At 67.5% G+C, this 15,837-nt stretch carries 15 protein-coding genes and 2 pseudogenes; 10 read left to right on the forward strand and 7 right to left on the reverse strand.

All coding sequences use genetic code 11. The annotated features are described in order from the left end of the window. Positions 1-114 precede the first annotated feature (114 nt). The gene (gene femX, locus IEY95_RS18555; protein ID WP_189187150.1) at positions 115-1,236 is read right to left on the reverse strand and encodes a peptidoglycan bridge formation glycyltransferase FemX; all 1,122 of its coding nucleotides are present in this window, start codon (positions 1,234-1,236) and stop codon (positions 115-117) included. Positions 1,237-1,399: 163 nt separating this feature from the next. Further along, a complete protein-coding gene (locus IEY95_RS18560) occupies positions 1,400-1,714 on the reverse strand; it encodes a hypothetical protein (RefSeq protein ID WP_189187151.1) in 315 nt (104 codons plus the stop codon). 286 nt (positions 1,715-2,000) lie between these two features. On the opposite strand from IEY95_RS18560, the gene rpsF reads away from it, so the two are divergent. From rpsF to rplI, 4 genes are all read left to right on the forward strand, one after another. Continuing rightward, complete coding sequence (rpsF, locus tag IEY95_RS18565) at positions 2,001-2,291, forward strand: 30S ribosomal protein S6 (protein WP_005482942.1); 291 nt, start codon at positions 2,001-2,003, stop codon at positions 2,289-2,291. 75 nt (positions 2,292-2,366) lie between these two features. Next, entirely contained in the window at positions 2,367-2,966 is a 600-nt protein-coding gene (locus IEY95_RS18570; RefSeq protein WP_189187152.1) for a single-stranded DNA-binding protein, read from the forward strand. A gap of 57 nt (positions 2,967-3,023) precedes the next feature. Then, positions 3,024-3,260, forward strand: a complete 237-nt coding sequence (rpsR, locus tag IEY95_RS18575) for a 30S ribosomal protein S18 (RefSeq protein ID WP_003949403.1) — start codon at positions 3,024-3,026, stop codon at positions 3,258-3,260. A gap of 18 nt (positions 3,261-3,278) precedes the next feature. Then, positions 3,279-3,725, forward strand: a complete 447-nt coding sequence (gene rplI / locus IEY95_RS18580) for a 50S ribosomal protein L9 (protein ID WP_189187153.1) — start codon at positions 3,279-3,281, stop codon at positions 3,723-3,725. Between the two features lie 141 nt (positions 3,726-3,866). On the opposite strand, the gene IEY95_RS18585 is transcribed toward rplI, so the two are convergent. Beyond that, positions 3,867-5,213, reverse strand: coding sequence for an MATE family efflux transporter (locus tag IEY95_RS18585; protein ID WP_373294489.1), 1,347 nt, complete (start codon positions 5,211-5,213; stop codon positions 3,867-3,869). Between the two features lie 450 nt (positions 5,214-5,663). Here IEY95_RS18585 and dnaB point away from each other — a divergent pair, with 450 nt between their 5' ends. Next, the gene (dnaB, locus tag IEY95_RS18590) at positions 5,664-7,139 is read left to right on the forward strand and encodes a replicative DNA helicase (protein ID WP_189187155.1); all 1,476 of its coding nucleotides are present in this window, start codon (positions 5,664-5,666) and stop codon (positions 7,137-7,139) included. 268 nt (positions 7,140-7,407) lie between these two features. Here the strand turns inward: dnaB and IEY95_RS18595 are convergent. Continuing rightward, positions 7,408-7,569 (reverse strand): annotated as a pseudogene (locus IEY95_RS18595) (dihydrofolate reductase family protein); the annotation flags it as partial. Positions 7,570-7,830: 261 nt separating this feature from the next. Here IEY95_RS18595 and IEY95_RS18600 point away from each other — a divergent pair. Beyond that, the gene (locus IEY95_RS18600; RefSeq protein WP_189187156.1) at positions 7,831-9,216 is read left to right on the forward strand and encodes a serine hydrolase domain-containing protein; all 1,386 of its coding nucleotides are present in this window, start codon (positions 7,831-7,833) and stop codon (positions 9,214-9,216) included. 69 nt (positions 9,217-9,285) lie between these two features. Here the strand turns inward: IEY95_RS18600 and IEY95_RS18605 are convergent, their stop codons facing one another. Together IEY95_RS18605 and IEY95_RS18610 are read right to left on the reverse strand one after the other, a co-directional pair. After that, positions 9,286-9,738, reverse strand: coding sequence for a GNAT family N-acetyltransferase (locus tag IEY95_RS18605; protein ID WP_189187157.1), 453 nt, complete (start codon positions 9,736-9,738; stop codon positions 9,286-9,288). A gap of 39 nt (positions 9,739-9,777) precedes the next feature. Then, positions 9,778-10,236, reverse strand: coding sequence for a MarR family winged helix-turn-helix transcriptional regulator (locus IEY95_RS18610; protein ID WP_189187158.1), 459 nt, complete (start codon positions 10,234-10,236; stop codon positions 9,778-9,780). 143 nt (positions 10,237-10,379) lie between these two features. Between IEY95_RS18610 and IEY95_RS18615 the strand changes: the two genes are divergently transcribed. Both IEY95_RS18615 and IEY95_RS18620 read left to right on the forward strand, forming a co-directional pair. Further along, positions 10,380-11,588, forward strand: coding sequence for an MFS transporter (locus tag IEY95_RS18615; RefSeq protein WP_189187159.1), 1,209 nt, complete (start codon positions 10,380-10,382; stop codon positions 11,586-11,588). 103 nt (positions 11,589-11,691) lie between these two features. Then, positions 11,692-12,114 (forward strand): GlcG/HbpS family heme-binding protein, encoded by a 423-nt coding sequence (locus IEY95_RS18620; protein WP_189187160.1) that lies wholly within the window; start codon positions 11,692-11,694, stop codon positions 12,112-12,114. Positions 12,115-12,258: 144 nt separating this feature from the next. Here the strand turns inward: IEY95_RS18620 and IEY95_RS18625 are convergent, their stop codons facing one another. Continuing rightward, on the reverse strand, positions 12,259-13,125 hold the full coding sequence (locus IEY95_RS18625; RefSeq protein WP_189187161.1) for a GNAT family N-acetyltransferase: 867 nt from the start codon (positions 13,123-13,125) through the stop codon (positions 12,259-12,261). A gap of 177 nt (positions 13,126-13,302) precedes the next feature. On the opposite strand from IEY95_RS18625, the pseudogene IEY95_RS18630 reads away from it, so the two are divergent. Further along, a pseudogene (locus IEY95_RS18630) lies at positions 13,303-13,742 on the forward strand (hypothetical protein). Positions 13,743-14,160: 418 nt separating this feature from the next. After that, positions 14,161-15,831 (forward strand): globin domain-containing protein, encoded by a 1,671-nt coding sequence (locus IEY95_RS18635; protein WP_373294490.1) that lies wholly within the window; start codon positions 14,161-14,163, stop codon positions 15,829-15,831. Positions 15,832-15,837: the final 6 nt, after the last annotated feature.

The following is a 15,837-nucleotide window of genomic DNA, read 5'->3' on the forward strand; positions in this document are numbered from 1 at the left end:
CCTTTCTCGTGGCTGCGGTGTATCAGAGGTATGAAAGGAAATTGTGGCGGATTCGCCGGACCGACGGGGCGACGCCGGGCCGGATCAGCGGCTCGGCATGCGATTCGGGCTGGCTCAGCGGCGCGACATGTAGATGTCGAGCGCCTTGTGGAGCAGCTTGTTCAGCGGGAAGTCCCACTCGCCGAGGTACTCGGCGGCCTGCCCGCCCGTGCCCACCTTGAACTGGATCAGGCCGAAGAGGTGATCCGTCTCGTCCAGCGAGTCGGAGATACCGCGCAGGTCGTAGACGGTCGCTCCCAGGGCGTATGCGTCGCGCAGCATCCGCCACTGCATCGCGTTCGAGGGCCGGACCTCGCGGCCGATGTTGTCCGAGGCGCCGTAGGAGTACCAGACGTGCCCGCCGACGACCAGCATCGTCGCGGCCGACAGGTTCACCCCGTTGTGGCGCGCGAAGTACAGCCGCATGCGATTGGGGTCCTCGGTGTTGAGGGCCGTCCACATGCGCTGGAAGTACGACAGCGGCCGGGGCCGGAAGTGGTCGCGGACGGCTGTGATCTCGTACAGCCGCTGCCACTCCTCCAGGTCGTGGTAGCCGCCCTGGACGACCTCGACGCCCGCCTTCTCGGCCTTCTTGATGTTGCGGCGCCACAGCTGGTTGAAGTTCCTGTGGACCTCTTCCAGGGAGCGGTTGGCCAGCGGCACCTGGAAGACATAGCGGGGTTGGACGTCGCCGAAGCCGGCGCCGCCGTCCTCGCCCTGCTGCCAGCCCATGCGGCGCAGCTTGTCGGCGACCTCGAAGGCGCGCGGCTCGATGAAGTCCGCCTCGATGTCGCGCAGGCGCTTCACGTCCGGGTTCTGGATGCCGCCCTTGATCGAAGCGGCCTCCCAGCGGCGGATGATCACCGGCGGGCCCATCTTCACGGAGAAGGCGCCCTGCTGCTTGAGGTGCGCGAGCATCGGCTGCAGCCAGTCGTCGAGGTTCGGCGCGAACCAGTTGATGACCGGACCCTCGGGCAGATACGCGAGATAGCGCTTGATCTTGGGCAGCTGGCGGTACAGCACCATGCCCGCGCCGACCATCTCGCCGGTCCTGTCGTCGAACCAGCCGAGGTTCTCGGAGCGCCACTCCGCCTTCACATCTGCCCAGGCCGGGACCTGCATGTGGCTCGCCGCGGGCAGGCTCTGGATGTACGCCAGATGCTGCTCTCGACTGATGGTCCTCAGGGTCAGACTCATTCGGGGCGCTCCTCGGGCTGGTGTGTCCCCATGGGTACAGGGGCTCCGGCTCTCGCGCCGAAGCCTACTGCGCCCTGGGAGCGCCTCGAATGGCCGTATGGAACCTGCGCCCTGGGGACAGATGTCGAAGAGTCCCGGGGTCAGAGGAAAACGGGCGTTCGGGTCAGAAGAGGCCGCCGAAGAGACCCCCGTGGGCCATGCCGAGGAAGAAGCCGATCGCCGAGGCACCGAGCCCCAGGATCAGCCCGAAGCGCTCGCGGGTCGTCACGGAGATGAACTGCCCGTACGCACCGGTGAGGATTCCCACCAGGCCGGCCCAGGAGCTGATCAGATGCAAGCTGTGGAACATCGCCGTGACGAAGGCCGTGATCCCCAGCACCAGGGTCACCGCGAGCAAGGTGTCCTGGAGCGGATGGGGCTTGCCATCCGTGGCGAAGAGAGAGCCGGTCGTGGTGTTGGGTCGCAATACCTGTGCCATGGGGCACCTCCTGCGGAAGGCGGCGCATCGTAGCGCCATACACACCCGATGTGTACAGATTGACGGTCAACACGGTCGGATTTCAACCGGAAGCCGGTGTGCAGGTAGTCTGTACCCTCTGCACCGGTGTCTGCCCAGGGCATGGCCAGGTCACGACAGGGAATCCCGCTCGGTCCGCCGACGGGGAACCCGATTGTCAGTGGCGGCCGATACCGTTGCGTACGCATCACAACCCTCCTGCCACGGAACGACCGTGGCCGCTGAGTCCAAAGGAGGTGGGTTCCACATGCGTCACTACGAGGTGATGGTCATCCTCGACCCCGATCTGGAGGAGCGCGCTGTCGCCCCCCTGATCGAGAACTTCCTCTCCGTCGTCCGTGAGGGCAACGGAAAGGTCGAGAAGGTCGACACCTGGGGCCGTCGTCGTCTCTCGTACGAGATCAAGAAGAAGCCTGAGGGCATCTACTCGGTCATCGACCTGCAGGCCGAGCCTGCGGTCGTCAAGGAGCTCGACCGCCAGATGAACCTGAACGAGTCGGTCCTCCGGACCAAGGTCCTCCGTCCCGAGACCCACTGAGCTTCCTAGCTCAGCGGTACTCGGGATTCGAGTAGCAGCAAGCAGCCAGCAGCAAACCCGCCGAGAGGTACCCCCATGGCAGGCGAGACCGTCATCACGGTCGTCGGCAATCTTGTCGACGACCCCGAGCTGCGCTTCACCCCTTCTGGTGCGGCGGTCGCGAAGTTCCGTGTCGCGTCCACTCCCCGCACCTTCGACCGTCAGACCAATGAGTGGAAGGACGGCGAGAGCCTGTTCCTGACTTGCTCGGTTTGGCGTCAGGCGGCTGAGAACGTCGCCGAATCGCTCCAGCGAGGCATGCGCGTCATCGTGCAGGGCCGGCTGAAGCAGCGGTCCTACGAGGACCGTGAGGGCGTCAAGCGCACGGTCTACGAGCTGGACGTCGAGGAAGTCGGCGCCAGCCTGAAGAACGCCACGGCCAAGGTCACCAAGACCACTGGTCGAGGTGGCCAGGGCGGTTACGGCGGCGGTGGCGGCGGCCAGCAGGGCGGCGGCTGGGGCGGAGGCCCCGGCGGCGGTCAGCAGCAGGGTGGCGGCGCTCCCGCCGACGACCCCTGGGCGACCAGCGCCCCTGCCGGTGGCAACCAGGGCGGCGGCGGTGGCGGCGGCTGGGGCGGAAGCTCCGGCGGCTCCAGCGGTTCCGGCGGCGGCTACTCGGACGAGCCCCCCTTCTAGGCCCCCGGGCCGAGGGTGGGTCGTACCCCCACTTCTTGATCACACAGGAGATACACCATGGCGAAGCCGCCTGTGCGCAAGCCGAAGAAGAAGGTCTGCGCTTTCTGCAAGGACAAGGTCACGTACGTGGACTACAAGGACACGAACATGCTGCGGAAGTTCATTTCCGACCGCGGCAAGATCCGTGCCCGCCGCGTGACCGGCAACTGCACGCAGCACCAGCGTGACGTCGCCACGGCCGTGAAGAACAGCCGTGAGATGGCGCTGCTGCCCTACACCTCCACCGCGCGATAAGGGAAGGGTGACCGACACATGAAGATCATCCTCACCCACGAGGTCTCCGGCCTCGGTGCCGCGGGCGACGTAGTCGACGTCAAGGACGGCTACGCTCGCAATTACCTGATCCCGCGGAACTTCGCGATCCGCTGGACCAAGGGCGGCGAGAAGGACGTCGAGCAGATCCGTCGTGCTCGCAAGATCCACGAGATCGCGACCATCGAGCAGGCCAACGAGATCAAGGCCCGCCTCGAAGGCGTCAAGGTCCGCCTGGCCGTTCGCTCCGGCGACGCCGGTCGTCTCTTCGGTTCCGTCACCCCGGCCGACATCGCCTCGGCGATCAAGGCTTCCGGTGGCCCCGAGGTCGACAAGCGCCGCATCGAGCTGGGCGCGCCGATCAAGACCCTGGGCGCCCACGAGACGTCCGTGCGTCTGCACCCCGAGGTTGCCGCCAAGGTCAACATCGAGGTTGTTGCTGCCTGAGTGCAGCGCTCGGCATAGCTGAGAGAAGGGCCGCACCCCTCGGGGTGCGGCCCTTCTGCGTTTCTCGAGTGCGAGGCTGCGTTTCACGTAGACGCCTGGTGCTCCTTGTTTCACGTGAAACGCGGGTTCCACGTGAAACGGTCAGCGCGTTGCGCCTGTGACGATCCAGCGCCCCGAGTGAGAACGCAGCCACAGAGTCAGCATCCGCATCGTCATCATCAGCGTCATGGCACCCCAGAGCGCGGTGAGACCGCCCCCGAGTGCAGGGACGAGCAGCGCGACGGGAGCGAAGATCGCCAGGGTGAGCAGCATGGCCCAGGCCAGGTATGGCCCGTCCCCCGCCCCCATCAGGACTCCGTCCAGGACGAAGACGATGCCGCAGATTGGTTGCGAGACGGCCACCAGCACCAGGGCCGGGAGCGCAACGTCTCGCACGGTCGAATCACCGGTGAAGAGGGGCAGGAACAGGGGGCGAGCGGCGACGACGAGCAGACCGAGTACGACCCCAGTAGCGATGCCCCACTGCACCATGCGCCGACAGGCCTCGCGGGCTCCTTGGGCGTCGTCCGCGCCGAGATACCGTCCGATGATGGCCTGTCCCGCTATGGCGATTGCGTCGAGTGCGAAGGCGAGCAGACTCCACAGGGAGAGGACGATCTGGTGCGCTGCCATCTCGGCGTCCCCGAGCCGCGCGGCCACCGCCGTGGCGACCACGAGAATGGCCCGCAGCGACAGCGTGCGCACGAGCAGAGGAGCACCGGCCTGGGCGCAGCCTCGTATCCCGGCGGCATCCGGCCGCAGCGAGGCACCGTGTTTCCGTGCGCCGCGGATGACGACGTACAGATAGACGGCGGCCATGCCGAACTGGGCGATGACGGTGCCCCAGGCGGAGCCGGCGATGCCCAGGTCGGCACCGTAGACGAGGCCTGCGTTGAGGACGGCGTTGGCGACAAAGCCCCCGACAGCCACGTAGAGGGGAGTCTTTGTGTCCTGCAGTCCGCGCAGGACACCGGTGGCGGCGAGCACGACGAGCATGGCCGGGATGCCGAGTGTTGAGATCCGCAGATAGGTGGTGGCGTACGGGGCGGCGGTGTCGGAGGCGCCGAGCAGCTCCATGAGGCTGGGGGCCGCCGGCAGGACGATGCCTATGACGGCTGCGCCGATCAGCAGGGCAAGCCAGATGCCGTCCATGCCCTGGCGAATTGCGGACCGCAGATCGCCTGCGCCGACACGGCGGGCGACGGCGGCCGTGGTGGCGTAGGCGAGGAACACGAAGACGCCGACGGCGGTCATGAGGAGTGCCGAGGCGACGCCGAGGCCGGCCAGCTGTGCGGTGCCGAGATGGCCGACGATGGCGCTGTCGGCCATCACGAAGAGAGGCTCGGCTACGAGTGCGCCGAAGGCCGGAACGGCCAGCGCGACGATCTCTCGGTCGTGCCGGCGTCGGGTGGCCTTGGGCGCCACGGGAGCCTGTGTCATGAGCACCAATCTAATCTTCCACAGGTAAGAGATGCAATGCCATAAGGACCCTTACTCAGCCCAGGGTGGGGTGTGCCGTCACGTACCGTTTGCAGCGATCTTGGTCCGACTGGGAAAGTTTTTCTTCTGCACAGCCGGTGGATGGGAAAGTAGCTGGTCAGAGTGGGTGTGTCGGAGAGGTTGAGGGCTTGTTCACAGGGCTGTCCACCGGGTCGTGCACAGGTTTTGTGGGGTTCTCCACAGCATCCGGGCCGTCGTCCACATGGCCTGTGGATAACCAGATTGGCTGACGGTGCCCGCGGCCCTAACGTGGTGCGGCGCCCGCTCTCTCCTCCGTCCTCGGAAACCTGGCAAAACCGACGTGTCAGAACCGGAGTTGGGCATCTCAGTTGTCAGTGCCGTGCCGTAGAAATGAGAGGCACGGTTAGGTCCGCTCGGCGGACGGGAGGAGGTGGCTCGGTGAGTATTTCCGAGCCTTTGGACGACCCCTGGGCCGACAGCGGTCCCAGTGATCGTCTGCCCGCTTCCCGCCAGCACAGCAACGGTGGCCGCGGCCGAGACGAGCAGCACGACCGCGACCGGGACAGTGGCTCGTGGGAGGGCGGCGGTTCGTCCTTCGAGCGCGTACCGCCCCAGGACCTGGACGCCGAGCAGTCCGTCCTCGGCGGCATGCTCCTGTCCAAGGACGCCATCGCCGATGTGGTCGAGGTCCTCAAGGGGCACGACTTCTACCGGCCGGCACACGAGACCATCTACGGGGCGATCCTCGACCTGTACGCCAAGGGCGAGCCCGCCGACCCCATCACGGTCGCGGCCGAGCTCACCAAGCGCGGCGAGATCACGAAGGTCGGCGGCGTCCCGTATCTCCACACCTTGGTACAGACGGTCCCGACCGCGGCGAACGCCGAGTACTACGCCGAGATCGTGCACGAGCGGGCGGTTCTGCGCCGCCTGGTCGAGGCAGGCACGCGCATCACCCAGATGGGATACGCGGCCGACGGAGACGTCGACGAGATCGTCAACAGCGCCCAGGCCGAGATCTACGCGGTCACCGAGCAGCGCACCACCGAGGACTATCTGCCGCTCGGCGACATCATGGAAGGCGCTCTCGACGAGATCGAGGCGATCGGGTCGCGTTCGGGGGAGATGACCGGTGTGCCGACCGGCTTCACCGACCTCGACTCGCTCACCAACGGTCTGCATCCGGGCCAGATGATCATCATCGCGGCTCGTCCCGCCATGGGTAAGTCGACGCTGGCCCTGGACTTCGCGCGGGCCTGCTCGATCAAGCACAACATGCCCAGCGTGATCTTCTCGCTCGAAATGGGCCGCAACGAGATCGCGATGCGTCTGCTGTCGGCCGAGGCCCGGGTGGCCCTGCACCACATGAGATCCGGCACGATGACCGACGAGGACTGGACCCGGCTCGCGCGCCGCATGCCGGATGTCTCGGCCGCACCGCTCTACATCGACGACTCCCCGAACCTGTCGATGATGGAGATCCGCGCCAAGTGCCGTCGCCTCAAGCAGCGCAGTGATCTCAAGCTCGTGGTCATCGACTACCTCCAGCTGATGCAGTCGGGCGGCAAGCGGTCCGAGAGCCGTCAGCAGGAGGTCTCCGACATGTCGCGAAACCTGAAGCTGCTGGCCAAGGAGCTGGAGCTGCCGGTGATCGCGCTGTCGCAGCTCAACCGTGGTCCCGAGCAGCGTACGGACAAGAAGCCCATGGTCTCCGACCTGCGTGAGTCCGGATCGATCGAGCAGGACGCGGACATGGTGATCCTGCTGCACCGCGAGGATGCATACGAGAAGGAGTCACCGCGCGCAGGCGAGGCGGACATCATCGTCGGCAAGCACCGTAACGGTCCGACGGCCACGATCACGGTGGCCTTCCAGGGCCACTACTCGCGCTTCGTGGACATGGCGCAGACCTGATCCGACGCGCTGTAGGGTCTCAGATTTCGTGGCCAAATCTCACGAGCGATGGCCAAGCGATGGCATACCTGACACGAATCTGAGACTGGCAGGTCAAGCCGCCCACTCGTATGGGTGATTGGGCTCTGATGCTGGTGCCCTGGTAGAAGCCCACTGACACCGTGGGCTCACGGGGCATCGCTCGTGGGCTCGGGGGTGTGCGGTGGGGGAGATCGCCGCGACGGTGAGAGGAAACATCCATCCAAGCCGTGAGACAGCGGGAAGCTGCTCAGCGCCTCGTCTCGTACCTGGTCAGGACCACGCCGCCGGGAAACGTCCGCGTCTCCACCAGGTTCAGGTTCACCCAGCTGTCCAGCGCGGTGAAGAACGGCGTGCCGCCGCCCACCAGGACCGGATGGGCGGCGATCACGTACTCGTCGATCAGCCCGGCGGCATCGCCGGTATTCCTCGTGCTCGGGGCTCAGCGTGGTGTACTCGGCCGACACGGGCAAGCCGCCTGATCTCGACCTCGCCCTCGCGAGGAAATGCCACGGATTTGAGCTGATCATGGGTGACAAGGCCGTGAGACAGCCAAGAACGCCCAGGTCACGCAAGATCGACATGTCACGAGCAGCGAGACCCCACACGCGCTGCGGGGCGGCCTCAGGTTAATGCGCTCGACGTGCGGTGCCGGGCCGGGTGGACTGGTGTCATGACGACGCCTCAGGATGATCTGCTTCCCGCCACGCGCCGGGCTCTGCTGCACCATATCGCCGTCGCACAGACCGAGGGCCGGGCGCCGTCGCTGGTCGCGGCGGTCGTCCGGGGCGGGGAGACGGTGTGGAACGGGGCACGGACCTCGGTGGACGGGCACGGGCCCGACGAGAACGTCCAGTACCGGATCGGCTCCATTACCAAGACCTTTACCGCCGTACTCGTACTGCGGTTGCGTGACGACGGCGTGCTGGACCTCTGTGACCCGCTGGAGAAGCATCTGCCCGGGACCGGCGCGGGGGAGGCCACCATCGCCGAACTGCTCGCGCACACCGGCGGTTTGGCTGCCGAGTCGCCCGCACCCTGGTGGGAGCGCACGCCGGGCTCGCTCCGTCCCGAGCTGTCCGACGTTCTGGGCGAGCAGCCCTTCCGGCACCCGGTGGGGCGTCGGCACCACTACTCGAACCCCGGCTACACACTCTTGGGCGCGCTGGTCGAGGAGTTGCGGGGCGCCCCCTGGGAGGAGGTGCTGCGGCGCGAGGTGCTCGAGCCCTTGGGTCTGCACCGTACGAGCGGTCGGCCGCAGGCGCCGCACGCGGGAGGCTGGGCCGTCCATCCCTGGGCGGACGTGATGATGCCCGAACCTGCGCAGGATCTCGGCCGGATGGCTCCAGCCGGACAACTGTGGTCCACCACCGCGGACTTGGCGCGCTTCGCCGCCTTTCTGGCTCAGGGCGACGACCGGGTGCTGAGCGCGGAGTCCGTACGAGAGATGCGTACGCCTGCCGCGCCGCCCGAGGCGGCGGAGTTGGCCGCGGGTGGTGCCTACGGCCTCGGCATGCAGATCCTGCACCGAGACGGCCACATGCTCGTCGGACATTCCGGCTCCCTGCCGGGATTCCTGGCCGGCCTGGTGATCGGTGTGGAGGACGACGTGGCGGCGGTCGTGCTGTCCAACTGCACCTCGGGCCCGCCCGCGCTGACCGTTGCCGCTGATCTCGTACGGATTGTTGCGGAGGCCGAGCCGAGAATCCCCGAGCCCTGGCGTCCCATGATCGAAGTCGACAGCTCCGTACTGGAGTTGGTGGGGCAGTGGTACTGGGGGACTCAGGCGTTCGGGTTGCGGCTGACGGCCGGCGGGGACGTCACGTTGGAGCCGCTGTCCGGCGTCGGTCGGCGCGCCCGATTCCGGGCGAACGGTGACGGGACATGGACGGGGCTCGACGGCTACTACGCGGGGGAGCTGCTGCGGGCCGTACGGCGCCCGGGCCGCTCTGTGAGCCATCTCGACCTCGGGTCCTTCGTCTTCACGCGGCAGCCCTACGACGAGGGGGCTCCTGTGCCGGGTGGGGTGGACCCCGAGGGCTGGCGAGGGATTCAGTAGACGGCGCCATGGTGTGGGGTGGTGTGTTTCACGTGAAACACACCACCCCACACCATGCAGCGGTATGCCTCAGAGCGGCAGCTTGAAACCCACGTGGGAGGCTGTGAAGCCGAGCCGCTCGTAGAAGCGATGGGCGTCGGTGCGGGTGACGTCGGAGGTCAGTTGGACCAACTGGCAGTCCAGGCGCCGGGATTCGTCGATCGCCCACTCGATGAGCTGGGTGCCGAGGCCGCTGCCGCGCTCGTCGGCATGGATGCGTACGCCTTCGATGATGGAGCGAGTCGCTCCCTTGCGGGACAACCCGGGAATCACCGTGAGCTGAAGGGTGCCGACGACGCGGCCTTCGCGCACGGCGACGACCAGGTGCTGGTTCGGGTCGGCGCGCAGGCGCTCCAGGGCGGTCTGATACGGGGTCAGGTCGTCCTGCGACTCGCGTTGGGCGCCCAGCGGATCGTCCGCGAGCATCGCGACGATGGCGGGCACGTCTTCGGCGACAGCCGCTCGTATTTCAAGATCTCCCATGCCCGCACCTTATGAGGGCACGGGCATGGGGTGCACGGTCTATGCGGGCACGCTCGCCGACTCCACGACTCGGACCAGCGGGGCCAGCTCCGGGGTTTTGGCCGCTTCGTCGAGTGCCTCGCGCAGGGCGGCGTCATTGGTGGGACGTGCCGCTTCGAGGAGCTTGAGGCCCGCCTCGCTGACATTCGTGTAGATGCCGCGGCGGTCGGTCGGACAGAGGTAACGGGAAAGCAGCCCGCGGTCCTCGAGCCGGGTGACAAGGCGAGTGGTGGCGCTCTGACTCAGGACGACCGCATCCGCGACCTGCTTCATCTGCAGATGACCGCCCTCACCGTCGTGCTGTCGGCTGAGCACGTCGAGCAGCGAGTACTCCCGCACGCTCAGGTCGTGCTTGGCCTGCAACTCGCGCTCGATGCGGGCCTCGATCCTCCCGTGCAAAAGGGAGAGAGCGCACCAGCCCTGAGAGAGGGCGGTGAGCGCGGGGTCCGTGGCTGTCATGGCGTTTTCCTCCGTCCCGGAGTGGCTGAAACCCAGGATAGAGCACCAGTGCAATAGCCCGCTGTTGCATATAGCCCGCGTCTGCAACTATTATGGAAGCACGCAAAGCGCTCCTGCAATCTTCTGGGAAGGTGTACCCCACCATGCCTCTCGCGCTTCTGGCCCTCGCGATCGGGGCCTTCGGAATCGGAACTACCGAATTCGTGATCATGGGCGTGCTGCCCGAGGTCGCCGGTGACTTCGGCGTCTCCATCCCCACCGCCGGACTGCTGGTGACCGGCTATGCCCTCGGCGTGGTGATCGGTGCCCCGATCATGACCGCGCTCGGCACGAAGGTGCCCCGCAAGCGGATGCTGATGCTGCTGATGGGACTGTTCGTCCTCGGCAATCTGCTCTCCGCCGTCGCACCTGCCTTCGGACTGATGCTGGCGGGCCGAGTGGTCGCCTCCCTCGCCCACGGCGCCTTCTTCGGCATCGGTTCGGTCGTCGCGGCCGAACTGGTCGCTCCCGAGAAGAAGGCCGGTGCCATCGCCATGATGTTCAGCGGGCTCACCATCGCCAACGTCGTCGGAGTCCCCCTGGGCACGCTGATCGGACAGTCCGCGGGCTGGCGGGTCACCTTCGCCGGTGTCGCCGCGCTCGGCCTGATCGGTCTGTTGGGCATCGCCAAGCTGGTACCCGAGTTGCCGAAGCCCGAAGGCGTACACCTCCGTCATGAGCTGGCCGCCTTCAAGAACGTCCAGGTGCTGCTGGCCATGGCGATGACCGTGCTCGGCTTCGGCGGGGTCTTCGCGGCCATCACTTACATCGCGCCGATGATGACGCACGTCGCGGGCTTTGCCGACGGCTCCGTCACCTGGCTGCTGGTCCTCTTCGGCCTCGGCATGGTGGGCGGGAACCTCATCGGCGGCAAGTTCGCCGACCGCGCGCTGATGCCGATGCTGTACGTGTCTTTGGGCGGCCTCGCTGTCGTGCTCGCCCTGTTCACCGTCACCGCGCACAACAAGATCCTCGCGGCGGTCACGATCGCCCTCATCGGCGCTCTGGGCTTCGCGACCGTGCCGCCGCTGCAGAAGCGAGTCCTCGACCAGGCGCACGGCGCCCCCACACTGGCGTCGGCCGTGAACATCGGCGCCTTCAACCTCGGCAATGCCCTCTCGGCCTGGCTCGGCGGCCTCGTCATCGCGGCCGGCCTGGGCTACACCGCCCCCAACTGGGTCGGCGCCGTCCTCGCCGCGAGCGCGCTCGTCCTCGCCGTCCTCTCGGCCGCCTTGGAGCGCCGTGCGGACAACCCCAGCACCGTTGTCGCCGGCGGCGCGCCCGTAGAACGGCGAACTGCCGTCCACCACTGACCGGGGTCGAGACGGCGTGGGGCCAGGGCCGTCCCCGCACTGGCTCGACTCAGCACCACCCGCAAGCGACTCAGCACGTGCCTCCACAAGGAGAAACCCCCTCATGAGCACCACCACCGCCATCGCACCGCTGACCACCGAGGACGCCGAAGTTCTCGTCACCGCGGCCCGCCGCGCCGCCGAGGCCGCCGGAGTCAGGGTCAGCGTCACCGTCCTCGACGCGGGCGGTCACCTGCTCGCCTTCCGGCGCGACGACCAGGCCGTGCTGATCTCGGGTGAGACCAGCACCCGCAAGGCCTACACGGCACTCCAGCTGGACTCCGCCACCGCCGATCTCGTCGACGCGGTCCAGCCCGGAGGCCTGTTCCACACCCTGCCCACCGCGCTCGACCGGCCGCTGCTGTTCATCGCGGGCGGCGTGCCGGTCCATCGTGATGGCCGCCTGATCGGAGCCATCGGCGTCGGCGGTGGTGCGCCGGACCAGGACCACGGCTTCGCTGCCGCCGCCGTGGACTCGCTCGTCTGAGTGCACCTCTGCAGAGAAGCGGGGGGGGGGGGGGGNCCCCCCCCCCCGCTTCTCTGCAGACGCTTACGGGCGTTCAAAGGTGTCTCGGAGGCGTCTACAGGCGGCCGACGCAGGTCGTCTATAGACGCCTGTAGACAAGCCGTCTCAACCCGCCGCCACTGTCAGGGGAGCGAACCGTCGCGTCCAGTCCCCAGGCAGCTCTGAGATTCCGTACGTCATGACCGCGTTGAAGGCGATGGACGTCAGGCCGCGGTCCTTCAGCCAGGACAGCAGCTCTTCGTGCCGTACGTCGATGTCGGTGCGGATCAGGCGGTCGGTGTGGGCGGCCAGCGAGGCGATGAGCGCCTTCGCGGTCTCCGTGTCACGGGCGATCAGCGGACCCACGACATGGTTGTCCACGTTGGGCCAGGCGGACGCATATCCGATGATCCGGCCGTTCTCCTCGGCGACGCGCAGTTGGTCGGAGAAGGCGGGCAGCCGCGTGATCACATGGGTGCGGTCGACACCGAAGATCTCCTCGTCGAGCCGGAGAATGGCGGCGAGATCTTCCGCAGTGGCCGGGCGGGTGAAGACCTTGGGCTCCACCCCGCCGTGGACGAAGTGTCCACGGACCATCTCGGCCCGGCCGGTGACCTTGAAGCCCAGTTCCTCGTAGAGCGGGCGGCCGCTCGGAGTTGCGTGCAGGGTCAGCGGGGTCGTCCCCATTTCAGCGACCACATGGCGCATCAGTCGGCGGCCAATGCCCTGGCGGGCATGCCGCTCGGCGACGAGCACCATGCCGACCGCCCCCAGATCGGGGCGCTCCCGCGGTCCGTACTCGGTCACGACACAGGCGGTGACGAGACCGCCTTCGGGGTCATCGATGCCGTAACCGGTTCCCGCCGCGAGGAGTAGGCCCCACTTGTGTTCCTCACGGGGCCAGCCCCGATTCTCGGACAAGTCGGCGCAGGCGGTGAGATCGCGAGGCGTCAGACGGCGAATGGGCGGAGCGGCGGGGGAAGGTGTCGACACGCATGTCAGGCTGTCTGACACGCACCCCTGACGTCCACCGCTTTGCGGGCACACGTACGCGCTTTTGGCCATGTCGTGCACAACCGCACAGCGCACGGACAGATGTTTCACGTGAAACGGCGTGGATCATTCGCTGGGCTCTCCGATGGAGGGACAGCACCGCTAGCCTCGGCGGACATGGCGCGACTTCATCTCTTCGATCTCGACGGGACGTTGCTGCACGGGAGCACCGCACCGGTGGAGATCTCGCGACAGCTCGGGCTGGAAGCCGAGACCGTCGCGCTCGATGAGGCGATCTCCGCGGGGCGCTTAGGGGGCTTCTGATGGATGGCTCGCGTTTTCCCGCCGTGCCGTTCACCGAGGCGGTCGATCCGGCAGGGATTCTCAGCAGTGCAGCCCAGGTGCAGATCGCGGACCGGCTCTGTGAGGAGTTCGAGGTGAGCCGGGCCGACCGCGTCGCCTATGGCGACTCATTGTCCGACAGGGACCTGTTCGGTGCCGTGCCGGTATCCGTGGCGGTCAATGCGGATCGACATCTGCAGGGTCTCGCCACCCATGCCTACGGGGGGGGGCGGGATCTATCGGATGCCTATGAATTGGTACGTCGCGCCCGGTAATTGGGGCCATTGATGGATCGGCCCCGCCAATTCGTGGTGATGCGAGGGGGGACTTGTGTATGCAGCCGCTGCCGGTAGGGTCGAGTCCGGTTCGCGTCCGCCGAGATGTGCGCAAGTCCCATGGGGGCACGAACGCAGGCCGAAGCAGCCTAACGGGACGGAGAGATCGAAGACCCGCATTTTTCGCTATGCGGCCGCTCGTCGGCTCGGCGTGGCATGCTGCGGTGAGAGTACTGCGGCCAATGTCACATTCTCGCCTTACTTGTCCGTACAGAGCGGGAATCCGGTTCAATGTGGCCGCATTGGCCGACGGGGACTGAACGGGGAAAGCAAGCAAGCCGTCTGCGGGGGAAAGCAGGCACTTTCCGACCGTGGAAGTGCGCAGACCGACCGAAAGATGTTCGAGGCGAGGCACACCATGGACGCTCCGACCACCACGTCGGCCGACAACGGTACTTCCGACGGCAACGGCGGGGGCGGCTGGTTCACACCGCGCAAGGAGCCGGCGCCTTCCGTTGGGGACCAGGGGGCAGCCGACGGCCGTCGACTGGCCGCGATGCGTCCGGTCGGACGTCCCGCCACGGGGCAGGGAGCGCCGGAGCAGGGATCGTCGGCACAGGAACGAATATCCCCGGCCGTGGAAGCGCCACCCGCCCAGCATGATGCGGCGCCGGCATCCCATGACGTGCCATCGCCTGGGACGCGGCCCCACGAGACGCCACAGGCTGGGACGCGACACCCCGAGGCGGCACCGACTCAGGTACGGCCCCACGAGCCCGCACCGACTCAGGTACGGCCCCACGAGCCCGTACCGGCGCAGTCGCGCCCCCACCAGGCAGCACAGCCCGAGCCCGCCCACGACGCCCACGAAGCCGTACGACCGCAGCCGGGTCCCGAGAGGCCCCCGTACGGCTCTCCACAGCCTGATCCCGGCCCTCAGCCGCGTGTGCCCGCCCAAAGGCCCGCTCCCAAGGCGTCCCCCGACGCCGTGCTGATCCGCCAGACCATGGCCGAGGTCGGCCCCATCGCCGACAAGGTCACCTCCTACTTCTACGCGCTGCTCTTCGTGCGGCACCCGGAACTGCGCTCACTGTTCCCCGCCGCGATGGACACCCAGCGGGACCGGCTTCTCAAGGCGCTGCTGACCGCCGCCGAGCACATCGACAACACCGAGGTCCTCGTCGCGTATCTGCAGAACCTCGGCCGTGGCCACCGCAAGTACGGCACGCGGCCCGAGCACTACCCGGCCGTCGGTGAGTGCCTCATCGGCTCGCTCAGCCGGTACGCCTCGGCGGTCTGGGACACCGAGACGGAGGCGGCCTGGGTGCGGGCCTACACGACCATCTCCCAGGTCATGATCGACGCGGCGGCCGCCGACGAACTGCGGGCCCCGGCCTGGTGGTACGCCGAGGTGGTCTCGCACGACCTCAGGACCCCGGACGTCGCGGTCATCACCGTCCGCCCCGACCAGCCGTACCCCTTCCTCGCCGGGCAGTACACGAGCCTGGAGACACCGTGGTGGCCGCGGATCTGGCGGCACTACTCGTTCGCCTCGGCGCCCCGCTCCGACGGGCTGCTGTCGTTCCACGTGAAGGCGGTTCCGGCGGGTTGGGTGTCCAACGCGCTGGTGCACCGCGCCCGGCCCGGCGACATCATCCGGCTCGGACCGCCGGCCGGCACGATGACCGTCGACCACACCACAGACAGCGGACTGCTCTGTCTGGGCGGCGGCACCGGTATAGCGCCCATCAAGGCCCTGGTCGAGGATGTCGCCGAGCACGGGGAACGCCGCCCGGTCGAGGTCTTCTACGGTGCTCGCACCGGTCACGACCTGTATGACATCGACACGATGCTGCGGCTCCAGCAGAGTCACCCGTGGCTCGCGGTGCGCCCGGTCGTCGACCAGCAGGCCCATCTTCAGCTGCCGGACGTCGTACGCGAGTACGGGCCGTGGAATGAGTACGACGCCTATCTCTCGGGTCCGCCCGGGATGATCCGCAGCGGTGTGGACGCGCTGAGGGACATCGGCATCCCGTCGGATCGCATACGCCACGACTCGGTGGAGGAACTTGTCGCTGCCGGGGACTGACCTGGG

The organism is Streptomyces albiflavescens (genome assembly GCF_014645835.1).
Taxonomy (GTDB): Bacteria; Actinomycetota; Actinomycetes; order Streptomycetales; family Streptomycetaceae; genus Streptomyces; species Streptomyces albiflavescens.